At 38.9% G+C, this 13,971-nt stretch carries 15 protein-coding genes; 1 reads left to right on the forward strand and 14 read right to left on the reverse strand.

Going from position 1 to position 13,971, the window contains the following annotated elements; all coding sequences use genetic code 11:
* Positions 1–14 precede the first annotated feature (14 nt).
* From C0Q44_RS28220 to C0Q44_RS28255, 8 genes are all read right to left on the reverse strand, one after another.
* Positions 15–605 carry a hypothetical protein gene (locus C0Q44_RS28220; protein WP_105410467.1) on the reverse strand — a complete coding sequence of 197 codons (591 nt, stop codon included), beginning with the start codon at positions 603–605 and terminating at the stop codon, positions 15–17.
* The gene (locus tag C0Q44_RS31960) at positions 602–1,060 is read right to left on the reverse strand and encodes a DUF6094 domain-containing protein (protein ID WP_105410468.1); all 459 of its coding nucleotides are present in this window, start codon (positions 1,058–1,060) and stop codon (positions 602–604) included. The genes C0Q44_RS28220 and C0Q44_RS31960 overlap by 4 nt, the downstream gene beginning before the upstream one ends.
* A 67-nt stretch (positions 1,061–1,127) precedes the next feature.
* A complete protein-coding gene (gene dnaN, locus C0Q44_RS28230; RefSeq protein ID WP_105410469.1) occupies positions 1,128–2,300 on the reverse strand; it encodes a DNA polymerase III subunit beta in 1,173 nt (390 codons plus the stop codon).
* 341 nt (positions 2,301–2,641) lie between these two features.
* Positions 2,642–3,946, reverse strand: coding sequence for a PIN-like domain-containing protein (locus C0Q44_RS28235; RefSeq protein ID WP_105410470.1), 1,305 nt, complete (start codon positions 3,944–3,946; stop codon positions 2,642–2,644).
* A gap of 203 nt (positions 3,947–4,149) precedes the next feature.
* The gene (locus C0Q44_RS28240) at positions 4,150–4,365 is read right to left on the reverse strand and encodes a hypothetical protein (RefSeq protein ID WP_105410471.1); all 216 of its coding nucleotides are present in this window, start codon (positions 4,363–4,365) and stop codon (positions 4,150–4,152) included.
* A 462-nt stretch (positions 4,366–4,827) separates the two neighbouring features.
* A complete protein-coding gene (locus C0Q44_RS28245) occupies positions 4,828–5,286 on the reverse strand; it encodes a hypothetical protein (protein ID WP_105410472.1) in 459 nt (152 codons plus the stop codon).
* A gap of 141 nt (positions 5,287–5,427) precedes the next feature.
* The gene (gene ssb / locus C0Q44_RS28250; RefSeq protein ID WP_105410473.1) at positions 5,428–5,904 is read right to left on the reverse strand and encodes a single-stranded DNA-binding protein; all 477 of its coding nucleotides are present in this window, start codon (positions 5,902–5,904) and stop codon (positions 5,428–5,430) included.
* A 28-nt stretch (positions 5,905–5,932) separates the two neighbouring features.
* Positions 5,933–7,189: a toprim domain-containing protein gene (locus tag C0Q44_RS28255; protein ID WP_105410474.1), complete on the reverse strand. Its 1,257-nt coding sequence runs from the start codon at positions 7,187–7,189 to the stop codon at positions 5,933–5,935.
* A gap of 872 nt (positions 7,190–8,061) precedes the next feature.
* Here C0Q44_RS28255 and C0Q44_RS28260 point away from each other — a divergent pair.
* The gene (locus C0Q44_RS28260) at positions 8,062–9,045 is read left to right on the forward strand and encodes a helix-turn-helix domain-containing protein (protein ID WP_105410475.1); all 984 of its coding nucleotides are present in this window, start codon (positions 8,062–8,064) and stop codon (positions 9,043–9,045) included.
* Positions 9,046–9,477: 432 nt separating this feature from the next.
* Here C0Q44_RS28260 and C0Q44_RS28270 read toward each other — a convergent pair whose 3' ends face one another.
* From C0Q44_RS28270 to C0Q44_RS28295, 6 genes are all read right to left on the reverse strand, one after another.
* Positions 9,478–9,795, reverse strand: coding sequence for a hypothetical protein (locus C0Q44_RS28270; protein WP_181151210.1), 318 nt, complete (start codon positions 9,793–9,795; stop codon positions 9,478–9,480).
* A gap of 89 nt (positions 9,796–9,884) precedes the next feature.
* Positions 9,885–10,271, reverse strand: coding sequence for a hypothetical protein (locus C0Q44_RS28275; protein ID WP_105410478.1), 387 nt, complete (start codon positions 10,269–10,271; stop codon positions 9,885–9,887).
* Positions 10,272–10,628: 357 nt separating this feature from the next.
* Complete coding sequence (locus C0Q44_RS28280; protein WP_105410479.1) at positions 10,629–10,952, reverse strand: hypothetical protein; 324 nt, start codon at positions 10,950–10,952, stop codon at positions 10,629–10,631.
* Between the two features lie 36 nt (positions 10,953–10,988).
* Positions 10,989–11,345 (reverse strand): helix-turn-helix domain-containing protein, encoded by a 357-nt coding sequence (locus C0Q44_RS28285; RefSeq protein WP_105410480.1) that lies wholly within the window; start codon positions 11,343–11,345, stop codon positions 10,989–10,991.
* Between the two features lie 541 nt (positions 11,346–11,886).
* Positions 11,887–12,054 (reverse strand): aspartyl-phosphate phosphatase Spo0E family protein, encoded by a 168-nt coding sequence (locus tag C0Q44_RS28290; protein WP_105410481.1) that lies wholly within the window; start codon positions 12,052–12,054, stop codon positions 11,887–11,889.
* Positions 12,055–12,105: 51 nt separating this feature from the next.
* Positions 12,106–13,809: an LPD1 domain-containing protein gene (locus tag C0Q44_RS28295; RefSeq protein WP_105410482.1), complete on the reverse strand. Its 1,704-nt coding sequence runs from the start codon at positions 13,807–13,809 to the stop codon at positions 12,106–12,108.
* Positions 13,810–13,971: the final 162 nt, after the last annotated feature.

Here is a 13,971-nt window from a genome sequence, read left to right on the forward strand (position 1 = left end):
TATGACCTCCTGAATTAACCTTCGATTGTACGAATGGTGCCGTAGCGATCTACAGTTTTAAACGTAATTTTATATACCTCTTTGTCCGTAATGATTTGTTCAGTAGCAGTTTCTTCAACGGATTGAATTATAGCCTTCTTCACAATCCCCTTTAGTACATGCAGGAGCTCACCTGAACCGACTTTCCCGTTCAGTTTACCTGAAGCCATCCTCATGACCCGATGCATCTCTTTATCTGGTAAGAGTGGCTGCAGCTTCTCTGATGGTTTCTTGGGAGTCGTCCAGTCCATTGTTTTCTTCGTTAATGACGATGCCAAAGAAACCTTCACGATCTGCTCCACATCCATGTGACTCGAGCGAAATAGCTTTAAATTAAAATTACCTGCTTTCACTTTGTAAAGCGGTTGCTCTAAAAAAGGAATTCGTTCCAGTTCATTGTCCTCATGTAGAAGATCCAAGATACGTTGGACTTCATTACGATTTATCATCTTCTCCGCACGTTTTCGACCAATCGTATATACCTGGTGATATGTATCATCATGTGACTGATAAATTCGAATATCATCCAGATTGGCCACAAGCATCGTGACCACATCTTTCGTCATACGGCCGCGGGAATGTTATAAATCAAAATCCCGTCTGCAGAAACATACTGAAGGAGCTGCCGGAGGAATCGTTTCTCTTTCCTCTCCAATTTCGAACTTGCAGTCTCACTATCAGAATCGTAAGGAGGATTAAGATACATCAACCTAAAGGTATCCCTACTGATACGACACTCCTCATATCCCCCAAACAAAGCGAAATTCGCTCTCTGACGTAACTCCATATATTTGTTCTCGTTGGGTTCAATCCCAAAGGTAACAGCCTGAGAATCGTCGCTGAGAGTCTCTAGAGCATTCCCGCTGCCTGCACAAAAGTCGGCTACTGAAAAAGCTTCATTGGGATACTGAAGCAGACTGCGTAGACAATGCAGGTCCTTTTCGGTTGTTTCGTAATTCCCCATCCGGACCTTATTTCTCTGGATTCGATCGAACATACCCTTTAGATTGTGATTGCTCATATTATCCTCCTCAAAAATAAAGAAGCCGGCACAAGCTCGGCCAGCTCCTCATTGTTTTAATTCACTCTTATCTCACTGGATTGATGACTACCATGATAGAAGGATCTCCTTCAAAGGAAACAAATCCAGGTAGACTACTCCCACTCACCCGAAGATGAATATTTTGAATGCCCTTGTCACAAATCGTGATTGCATCTTTCAGGTATCTTCCGTTGAATTTCATTACAGGAAAATCTTCTCCTACAGCGACGTCTTCAAAGGGATCACAGACCTCACTGTTTTCAGATTCCGTATGAACCACAAACACACCATACTCATCTACTTCTAACGTCACCCGGTTGTTCGTTGCATCCAAAGACAGTGCTCGATTCAGAGTATCATTTAATTCACTCTGATTAATTGATAGCTGCATGCCTTTATTCTCACCCCTGAAGATCACGTTTAGTGAATCTAGTGGGAAGGTGAGATCGAGTTGTCTCCCAAAATATATCGAATTCTTTTCTCTCAGGATCAAATAATGCTTAGTGATACTGAGATCGACCTGTTCACCATGAAAGGAATCTACAATTTGCTTAAAAGCAATTGCTGGTATAAGGGCTGATACGAATTGATCTGGGTCTAAAATGTCTACATCAGTGACGTAACGAAAGACCCGATGCCGATCAGTAGCCACAAAACCCAGCTTCCCCTCATGATTATATAAATGAACTCCTGTTAATGCCGGTGTCTTATCATCACCTAAAGCAAACCTTGCAGCGTTAGCTGCCTTTCTAAGAACTTGAGACGGGATCTGTAAAAATTCATCTGTGACAGGCTGAGGTAAATTCGGATACTCCTCGGAAGATAAGATCTTCAGATTCGCTTTTCCCCTCTTCCCATACGATATATGAATAGTCCATCCCTCTTTCACAAAGGTTAAATTCCCATGTGGCAATCGTTTCAGCAAATCAATACCTTCTCTAGCCGGAAACAGGAAACTACCGGCAGAACCACCTGTATTGGTAATGGGTATCATCTGAAGTAAAGATTGTTCCGTGTCCATCGCCGTAATAAATAACGTCTCGCCTTTAATGTCAAATTTCAGATTTTGCAAAATAGGAATTGACCCTGACTTAGGAACGATTTTTGCACATACAGTGAGTACGTCAAGAATCTGTTCATGCTCAATTTCAAATTGCAAATCATTGACAACTACGTTCTCCGAAATCTCTTGTTCTTGCAGGTCTAATAGCTTAACCATTGAAATTCCTCCTGATGTGGGCACGCAAAAAAGCCATGGAAATAAAAAAAGACATACCTGTGGTATGTTCCTTTAATTCTCCATGGCTAAACGATGCCAATTTTTATGTGTTCTCTTTGAACGGCTCCCTCACTAGCTGTATTGAACAGCAGTGAAAATAAATAATTCAATCGTAATAAGCTGATAATACAGCATTGTTATGTAACTTTCAACCAAAAGGTATAAGAACATCAATACTATTAAAATTCTTTATACCTTTTGGTATATATTATATCAAAATATGCATATCCTCTCTACTTCAATCCAATTTCTAATCAAAGAGTTGCCCCCGTAACTTCGAGTTAATCGAATTCAACATAAGTTATTACTTTAAATCCTGCAAAATCAAAGTCTACGGTTCCCTTTTTATAATGCTCTTTCTTTTCGTAAGTTTCTAATTCAAATTCTACAGAGAAGGTAACATCTACTGTACACATTCCTTTTGCTGAATGAACTGTATAACCAGTAAATATAGAAGTATCAGCAGTAAGCTCAACCTGAATAGTAAATTGCCCTTGAATATGAGCCTTCTCCTTGTCAATATGAATCCCCTTAACCATTAACATTTCAATTAATTCATCATCAACCCCAATAATATCAACTTTATAAAGCAAGGCGTTTCCTATATATTGATCCAAATCTCCACCAAGACTGAGATACATGTCTATCTTATCTAGTAACAATGGTTTCCAATCCTCATTTTGAAATATGTCCTGACACATCTCTGTTGAAAACAATTCTAAGTAAGCTTGTTTATCATCAATATCATTCATTTCTGAGACATAACTGATAAAGTTTGCTCCACTTATCATGATGAAATCCTTCTCAACTTCATCTCTAAATTCGTCAGTAAGTTCTGGTCGAGCTTCAATAGGCTTTTTATTTTCGAATTTCCACCAATCTTGTTTTATATCATTTGTTACAAATATTAATGCCTTGGCTTCTGCTTTTGCTTTGATAAGTGTTTGCTTCCATAAGATCAAATCACCATACTTCCGCTGTTTGGATGCATCATCGTGGTCCTTTTTAATATCCTCAAATCCTGGTGGTATAAGATGCTTATATCTAATTTCACCTTCCTGAATTATTGATATTAATTTCGCGAGAGTGAAGGGCTTTCCAGTAGCACCCGACTCAATAATTCCAACAAGAAACATATTTATTTCATCATCATGAAGCGTTCTAGCATTTATCTCGATTTCATTTTTGATATCTTTCTCGTACATACCTGCGGCTTCTTGCATCTCTTTGATACTATCATTAATCCGCTTTTTAAATTCAGTAAGAAAAGGGTAATCAAATTCTTGATATTTAATGAAGTCTCCTTCAAGAGAATAACGGGTTTTCTCAATAACATTGCGAATTGACTTTAAGAAGTCGTCATATTTCTTGAAATTACGGGATTGTTCTTTTTTATGATTATCATTGAATTCCTTCACAACTTGAGCTGGAAGCCAAATTTTACTTTTTGAGGAATTTAGAATTGTAAGCGCTTGATTTATAGCCTTAGGACTAAGGCTATAAAGACGTAAAAGAACATTTGTATCCAACACGATCAAAGAATTCATATCCCACATTCGCTTAAAATTTTCGTAATTATCTCGCACGTTAATTCCCCCAACAATCGGCAGTTTATAAACAACACATTGATGATTGTAGCAAAAATTAGTATAACTTCCAACTGGACTACTTATTTCTACCAATCACTAGTTGAACCAATGATCAGAAAAAAACGGTAACCCTCTCCACTAATGAAATCTGGAAGGGTTACCGTTAATTCAACTGTGTTTCTAATTAATCTGTCGTTCTATTATGCTCTTTTCAATCCGTGTTTCTTTACGATTGGAAGTGCAACTTCTTCAGCTGCAAACTGCGGGTAACGAAGGACAATCGTTTTTCCGTTAAGTGTTGTAACGTTACCACCCAGTGCTTTTAATAACTCACGAAATGCAGCATCCAATACATCCTCGTCTTCATGGGTGTATGCCCCTTGTGCGAAGAATTTAAAGTTTTTATCCGTTAACATAATAAAACACTCTCCTTATGTGATATCTATAATAGGCATACCGGTATGCTCGGCTGTCTCGCTCTCATGGAATTACGATGAAGATCTAATTCATTTCGTGTGATGTAACTTGGGATGAGACGTAAAATTGCTGTGTTAAACAAGTTCTTTGAAATGTCTGGCAACCATATGCAATCCATAAACCAGCAATCAAGCAGCTCTTTTTTGTCCATAGCAGGATAAGAAATGCTTAGTCCCAAATGATATGATCGTATGGTTAACTTCAACTTTCCTTCTACCTCATGTACACATAAATTAGTGTACGGATCTCCAATTGGGTAAAAAGAGCATACCGTGATTTTACCGTGCTGATATGAGATGCCGCTGCAACAGTCACACTCAAGTGTACTCACTGCCCCAAGTTCATAGTTCTTTTCAATTACACCTAAATTTTGCATCAAATTCCCCGTTTTATCTGTCATATCAGTTCTCAGAATCACTGCCATTAGATTGAGGAGAGAACATTCCTCTCATCATATCGACAATGATATCCCCCATCAGTGGAACACTTCTACCTAAAGATACATTGATAAGCGTACGCATCTTTTCTTCCGTAAGGATTGTTGGATTAGCTGCTTCAACCGGATATTTGATCTGTTTCAATGAATCATCTAACCTTTCGGTACCGTCAAAATGATAGGTCCAAATTTTTTCTTCATCATTGGAAGGGTACATATTAACGCGAATAATTTCGGCATATCCGTCGTCCAATGATAAAACTGTGTCGCTTGCAGTAAAACCATTATCCATTAGGAAATTAAAGCACTCTTGTTCAACTAAAGGTAGTAACTCAGAGAGTTCATATCTAGCACATGTTCTTCTTATAATTCCCCCGTCTACAAGATGCAAGATATAAATAGTAACTCCCACTGTCAGTTCCATATATATTCCTCCATGTGAACCCCTTTCGCCGCGGGATTCAGAAACTTCCCCGCGGCAGGGGCTTAAAAGGATTGATGATTTAGAAGTCAAACCATGAGATCCCACATGAAATTGGCAACAACGTTTTTATGTGCTCCTACCTCAGAAAGGCAAGTCATCATCCGAGATGTCAATCGGTTTTCCATCTTCAGAGAATGGATCCTGATTACTGGAACGAGAATTATAGTTAGACTGGCTTCTCCCTCCACCGGATGAGTCATCAGATCTGTTTTGACTATTACCACCTCGGTTATCCCGGTTGGCCGATTCTAAAAAACGAACATTGTCAGCAATAACTTCTGTGACATAGACGCGTTTTCCCTCGTTATTCTCATAATTACGAACCTGAATTCGACCTTCAACTGCAGCTAAGCGGCCTTTACGCAAATAATTGGCACACGTTTCTGCTAATTGACGCCAAGTGACGATCGGGATAAAATCTGCTTCCTTTTCGCCCCCTTGACTTGTAAAAGGTCTATCCACTGCCAAAGTAAACTGAGTTACGGCAGTTCCACTCGGAGTATAGCGCAAATCAGGGTCACGAGTTAACCGACCAATCAATACCACTCTGTTCAACATATGTAACACTCTCCCTAAATTTTTTTATTTACTCTACCATGAGTGAAACCTGGGGGGTGAAGCCTAGGTCCAATAAATCGTCGATTCCTTTACCTTGTGACATATCCCACAGAGCCAAGCTAAGCTTCATATCTGTATTTTCTGCGAAGAAAGCAGCGCATAATTCCAAGGCCTGTTGCACCTCTGGAGTGGACACCGCATCTGCATCGAAAGCAAGTACAACATGCTTACAGCCTAATTGTTTAAGCGGCTCTAAAATAAGGGGATATGATCCAACACCAGGCAGACCGAAAAATGGCTTTAATAAACCATCCGCGGCTTTATCTGCCTTTAAGGCACCTTCGGTAACCCATACCTCGGAACAATCGATTAATCCTTCCGGACTCTCACCAAGCTGCCAATAGGGCATGCATGGTGCCGGTAAAGCAAAGTGATAAGGAATGGGCCCACCGATTGAAGAACCGTTTGTTTTGGATCCACTGCTCCACCACCAGTATCTTTGGGTTTGTTTAAGTTCAATACTGAAAACGAACTGACCGCTTTTAGAAGTACACACTTTCTTCTCTTTCTCTGTCAGTTGAACAATCATTGTTTTCCCTTGAACTTCTATTTCGCACTGTGCACGACGTTTACCCAGCTCATTTTTTTCTATCTCCTTCTTAATGACTCCTTTGATTGCTCCCTTCATGTCTATCTCCAGAGGAGGATTGTCTACACGGATCTGCCAACCTGTGATTTCATTGTAGATGGACCGAAATGGCACCATCAGGCCAGAGTATCCGGCCATCGTCCAGTACGGACCATATTGTCCCTCATTTACAAAGAAACCTGGTACGCCCAACAAATCAGATTCATCACTTAACCGATGAATGATTTTTTTGGCAACCTTGTATCGATCACCAACAGGCATTGTCCGGTATTCCCTGGTTCTAATGACCGATTCCTCCATTTTTCGAACATCACATAAATGATTTTCGTGGAAAACGGATAACGGAAGTTCTTGCGTCATTACTCGATAGACACGATTAAGGTGACGATTAGATTTTTTGTCAACAGAGTCTACCTGCATGATTTCCACTTTAGTCGTAGGCCTCTTATCCGGATCAAGATAATGTTTATACTGCCTGCCCATGGTGGAATCGAAGTAATCGTCTGATGCAATTCTCATGCAATTGACAACGGACTGATCACTATCAATTGCACACCATCCTTTGTGACCACAAATCGGACAACGGGACATGATCTCATACCATCCTGGCTGATTTCTTAATCTACGTAGCTTCATGAGCATATTTCCTCCCTTATTGTTGACGTTTAATTGAACTACTGGATATTCAGTACAGACTTAGTGTTGTGAATTCGATTTACCCGCCAAGAAAAGTCATCTGTACACCAGCAGTCAATCTTCTTCCAGATCTGCAGCTGCAAACGATTCTTATGCAAAAAAAGGCACATTCATTGAGTGAATGTGCCTTCCTGGCGTAAACAGATAGCAAAAAAAGGACGCACGTATAGTGGGCGTCCTTTATAGCAACTGTTACTTTATCTAAAATCGATGCTTAATAGCATATCTCACTCTTCACCATCTTTAGATGCGAAGAAAATCAATTCGTTTTCGTATTAAAGTGATTATACCATTTGTCATTTGGTGGGTAAAGTTAAGAAATGAAAGGGGCAATGATAAACAGCTTATATGCCGTATCATTGCCCCTTTGCGTGCGTTATTAAGTTGAATTAAGTTTATCACACGTCATAAATTATGACAACGACATAGTTTGATAGAAACTGCCAAAATTATCTTTACCCTAATATATTAATATGCTATAGTCGAAGTGCGTGCAAAGCAATGGGTGAAGTCTCTTCGTAACGAAGAAACGGACCTCTGTTTAGTCGCACACAAATTCAAAATTGTGTGTTTTTTTTATCTCTCATTACTAATTAATTACTATATTAAATAACTACCGTAAAAGAAAAAAGCCCCTATCGCGAGAGCAAATCGTGTCTTCGGCCGCCAAGCGTACGACATGAATTGCTAGAAGATTAGGGACTCTACTTACAAACATTTGTGAAACCATCTTATCACAGAGTTTTTTAAAAGTGAAGTCCCTACTCTTCTTCAATGTTGCCTAATTGGGTGTCAATTAAAGGAGAGTTTTTATGTATGAAAAAAACCTGAAGGGTTCCCCTCATAAGTTACTGTACTATCGTTATAGACCCACGGGTACGGAGGAATCGAAGATCCGGGTCGTAAACGAAGAAGAACAGGCTTATACCAAAAAAGAAATCGAAAAAATCTATATACCTGAAGAAGAAATAAGACGGTTCAGCTTAGATAAACATGGGCAACCCATACCGCACGTCGATGGTCACATGACGATTATAAGTAATTACATATGGGATTACTGGGGGCACTTTTTTAGCGCTGAAGGGGTTGCTTTGTATGGCCATCTTAAGCGTTTCTGCTACGGTGATAAAGACTACTGTTGGCCTGACCTCAAGCTGATATCACAAAAAATGAATAAAAGCCGCAATACAGTGAAAAGAATACTCGGCATTTTAGAGAAGTATGGATTTGTTGTCGTCTTCAATGTCCAAAATGCTGACAAGAACAATCTGGAGGAAAGCCCACTTTATAAGGTGCGCAAGAAGGTACCTTTTCTACCGGTTGAATTGTATGAGCAGCTGCCCACAGAATTAAGGTTAGATCACGATAAGTACATGCAGCGGATCGTGGAGGACATGGATGATGTCATTCATCTGGACCCATCAGTTGATTTTACGGAAGTATATGACAACGTAATTCAGAAAGGTACGGTTGTTAGAAAACAAAAAACAGGTCAAAAATTGGAGAAGGAAACTCAAACCAAAGTTAAATCACTCGAAATGGAACGATCGGACCAGGACAGAAACTTATGGATTGATGCACTCAACATTCTACAAACAAAGATGACGAAGCCGTCTTTTGATACCTGGCTTAAAGATTCATTCTGTATTAAACGTGATCGCATTGTGACTGTCTATTCACCAACTCAATTCGCTTCAGAATGGTTAAGTACCCGAATGGATATTTTGATACGTGAGGCATTGCTGCAGGTTGATCAAAGTATAGAGGATATAAGGTATGATTATTTGTACCAATAATTCATGAAGAAACTATAAAAAACCGCTGTACTCACTTAGCTTGAGGACTGCGGTTTTTTATATAGCTTGCGTTTAGTTGAGTTCGTCAAAATCAAAACTGTAAAATCGGATTAAAGATTTATGTAATTCAATATTTCGTGAAATTTTGTTTATTATCTCGCCAATATTGTTTAGTGGGCCAGAGGTATCTTGGTAAAAACGCAAATGTTTTTCTAAATTGCCTATCTTCAAGGTAATAAGTCCCCCATGCTAGTATAGCCATTACCAAAAACACAACATAAACTCCTGGGTGTATCCCGTTTATTATTGTTTTTAATGTGGTTATGAACGTTTCTTCAACAATAGATTTATCAATTGTTATTTTATGTAGCACAACAAACCCCTCCAATTCTCAGCGGTTATGTAATGTTCACTTGACTCTCAGCCAAAGTTTTAACTGGTTCTATTCACTTTAACTCTTGCACGAGTTCCAGACATTTCAGGGACGATAATTTCTTCTTTAGAAATACTTGTATAGTCAAGTCCATTCCAAATTTCAATTTGTAAAATATCAGTTGAGGAGTATTCTAACTGTTTTTCGGTGTATACTAAAAAACGATTCTCTTTATCAGGGTATATATATCCGATCACTTTCTTGTTTCTTGCTTTTAAAGCTATTAGATAATTAACAAAAAGCGGAAGAGCTAGCAAACCAATTGATATACCCGCTGCAGCTAGTAGATATATTTGATTGTCTGCAACCCATGTCATGTGTCTCACAATTCTAACCCCCAATTTCCAGAAACTATTAATTTACAATGGGCTCTTTATTAAAGAGTAATTATACACTCTGCAGAATTTCAATATTCATGAAAAAGATAGAAACCGTCCTTCCAGGCGTTAATAAGAAATTCTAAATAATCAAGATGAGTGGGAAGATCCTTTTCAATTCTTGTCGTGACATTATTGCTTTTAATAAATTCAAGACCTTTATAGGGTTGTCCCTCTAAACATTCTTCGATGAATTCTTTTTCATTTTTTTCGAGATTGTCGTAGTTGTAACCAGTGAAATACGGAACTAATAAATACCATCCCTTTATCCCTTGGGCTTCTAGCAAATTGTCAATGTCAAAATGGTATCCTGCTCTGTACAACACAGAGTCTTTATCACCAATGGTTTCTAGTGAAAACCCGGTTAGAACAGGATTAAATTGATACTCCTTAAAACACCATGTATCCGCACCCATATAATAATGTTCCCTTCGAATAGCTAGAATGTAGTGTTGAAATGCTTCTAATCCGAGATAGATGGTTCTAGGTAATAAAAATTAATCAACTGATTTCTTTTTATCTAGATGTTCCCAAATGAATATCGCCAATGTAAAAATGAAAAATAGTTTGAATAATGCTATGGATTGTTTTGAATCAGCAATATTTAGAAACGGTGCCAAAACACACATAATACCAATTATCAGAATACCCGTGACGTATAATTTCCATCCAGTAAGTATAGTCTTTAACTCCTCTCTAAATTAAAATGCAATCTACGCAAACCAAGTGAGGGCTTTCATCACTTAATTTGATGTATTCTAGTTATAACATTGTCACTTAGTGGTTGTTAGAGTCTTTATGATTTCATGTAATTGTTCTGCATGAAATTCTTTCTCACTTTTAATGTAATTTGAATTTTGATCAGACAATACTGAGTATTCTCTTAACGTTGCATGTCTTGATAAGACAGTACCACCACATGATTCAGCAATATGAGTAGCAGCTACATCAAGAATAAAAGGGAATGCCAGGGATTCATTGCTTACAAACTCATAGCTAAATGAATCTTCTATCTGGCTCGTCCTGCCAAGCCCACCTGCGTAATAAAGCTGTCCTAATTGAACAACCCAGTATTGATAATCATCGTTTTGATCCATGTGTGAACACTCACTCTCCTAGTTAGTTTAGATTGATCAATTGATTTTATCGCGAAAGCGATCAGAAGAATCATACTTAGCTTCCTCCGTTAATCTCTCTTCCTTATCCAAATTCTCCTCTAATTTACCTTTTAGATATCTCACTACATTTTCATCCTTAAGGATCAATGTTTGGAATTCTATAGGTATACGCCCTGCTTTAATTACTACTTCGTGTGGTTCAAGCTGAAGCACTAATGCTAATCTAATCAGTACTTGCTCGGATGGAGGCGTTCTAAGCTGACCTCTTTCCATCTTGCTCAGATATGTAGCTTTTACATTAGCTTTATCTGCAACTTCTTCTTGGGTCATCCGAAGTTTAATACGAGCTTGTTTAATGAATTCTTCAAACATAATAACCCCCACAAAACTACATTATCCCATACTTTAATAATAACAAAACTTGAGTAATTACTCAAGTTTTGTTAGTTTCTGAAGGAGTTTAAGTTGGTTAATTGAGTAGCACCATGAACTAACTTTTTCTCGCTGATAGTGATGAACTGGTCCTCATATTCCGCTTCTCAAAAATTGAGAGGTTGTCTATAAAATTTTGAGAAGCTGCTTCTCGAAGGTTGAAAGTCTGCATCTCAAAAATTGAGAAGCGGCGTATCTCAGAATTTGAGAAGCGAGAGTTTAGCGGTATTATTGCTTCTCAGAATTTGAGAAGCTGCGTCTCAAAATTGTACAATCGGTTTAGCTTCTCAATATTTGATAGTCCCCCCTTTAAATTTTGAGAGAAGGTATCTCAGAATTCGAGATATCCTATCTCAGATATTGATGGACCCCCTCTCAAATATTGAGAATAAATAATAACAATCTTTAATCCTTAGAAATAAGCTTTAAAAAGAATTAGAACTGAAGAATAGTTTTCATCATAAAAAAAGAACGCGGCTGATTAGCCGCATTCTCTGTTTAATCTTTTATTAAAGTCATTAAGGAGCAAATCTAACTCCTGAGATACTCTTAACACCTCTGGCGACATTAACCCATGAAGTGTTCCAGCTTCATGCATCTCTAATCGCTTAATCTCTATTTCCTCGCAGATATCGGTTGGTTTATCCATTGTATAACCTCCAGATAGAATATGTGATAGTGGTTTTCCCAGTCTCAGCATTTATCTATTCCAATTTTGGTCATCATGAAAAATGCCTGAATCGTTTAATGTCTGCCACCAATTGCGGAAAGCATCGTTAATGTCTTCACGTTCTTCATGTAATGGATAAGGCCCACCGAATTTGGTGCCGGTGACTAAATATGAATTGTCCAGCTGCGCTGTATGAAGTTCATCTTCAATCCATGACTCGAATGCTCTTGCAAATAGTTCATGGTCTCTTTTCCAGTATGGTCCGCGAGATCTGGCATCAAGTAGGAAGTTACTTTCATCCGTGGGAACACCGAATGAATCCGGAACTTCTAATCCTTTACGCTGTAGAATGTTACAGTAGAGTAACCCGATATCATTCCACATTCGCGGTTTTACATTAAAATTACCGTTTTTAAGAACCTGCATTGCAGCATCAATGTCATAATTATTCATTTCGAGTAATTCAACAACACGAGCCCGATATTGGTATTCCTCAGATGGTAGCGGATCCGGAACAATCACGCGTTTCACACCATCTCCCTCTTTTATAATTTTCATAAGTTCAGTAAAGGCGATACCAACATTACGGGGTAAATAGTTACCTGGCTTATGTCCAGTCAGTGAGAGAGGTTTGCCATTGGAGAATTGATGAGAGAACGAATATAAGTTGAAGTCCAATGCATGTGCCCACTCATGGCAAAGGGATCCCCCACCTCTGAGTTTAGTAATGTTCATGATATTGCTGCCAGGCTCGTAATGAGCTGAGGCTGACCCAGATCCTCTTGCACCAAAGGCTAATCCTAACAAGCCATGGAAAGATGCTGCCATGTTTGGAATGTCTAACAGGCCCACCAGATCGTTTAGGGCGTGGCCACAACTTAAAACATGATACCTCCCAGCGACATCCTGAACCCAATTACCAAACTGAACCCCTCTAACACCAAAGATATCGATTAGATCATCCGGTTTATTAACTCCAGATGGTTCATTGGATTTTCGGACTACCTCTTCAGGAACGAGCCGTTCCCACTTTTCTTTGTTCTCTTTAATGGTTGTCTTTTTCACTCTACTTGTGTTCAGCCAATTCCAGTCCTTACCCTGTTCAGAATAAAATGCTTTCTGAATCAAGTTGTACAAGCCAGGACGGCCGCGCCGAGTACTAAAGAAAAGTGATTGAAATCGATCTCCCAATGCGAGCCAAAATTGAGAACGGACCAATTCAGGTTGCTCATCAATTTTATGGGAATAGGTTGATAGTCGAGCCTGATACAAAGCTTCTTTAAGCATCTGGAAAGCTTTATTCATGCGATCCTCATCCTTGGCTCCGGACAAGATGGACTGTAGTGCTCCTATGCCCTGAATATAGTCTGCCCGCTTTTGTGGTGTATCCTCCGGATTCTGGCACACTCGTGCCCATATCAATTTAATCGCGAAGGCAGCTTCTGAAGTAAATCCTTCAACCTGGAGACTTCTCAGATCAAAATCCTTTAGTAATTCATTCTTGCAGACCATTTGGTATGCCACCGAAGGGTTCTCTTCAATTTTGGACCAATCAACTCTAGATTGTTGACTCAAGTGTTTTTTTGCACCAAGTAATTCTTCCCCAACATCATAAACATAGGAATTCTTCGAATTCCTATGAACCCTACCCTTTGTTTCCGCAGGTACAAGAGCATTTGCAGATAAGACTGCATTTTGATTTGGAAAATAGTCAAAAAGTGAAAGCTGATTCATATTTATTACCTCCATACTCTCCCGCGGTAGGCGGGAGGTTTTTTTCTCCGCCAGCCGGCTGGGATTGCATGTGGTTCTTACCTAGGTTACAAATGAACCCTAATTTCTTTTTGATCGTGACTGCATGTTATTGCAAAAAACAATCCTCCTGTTTTCGGACGC

It is taken from the genome of Paenibacillus sp. PCH8 (assembly GCF_002968835.1).
Taxonomy (GTDB): Bacteria; Bacillota; Bacilli; order Paenibacillales; family Paenibacillaceae; genus Paenibacillus.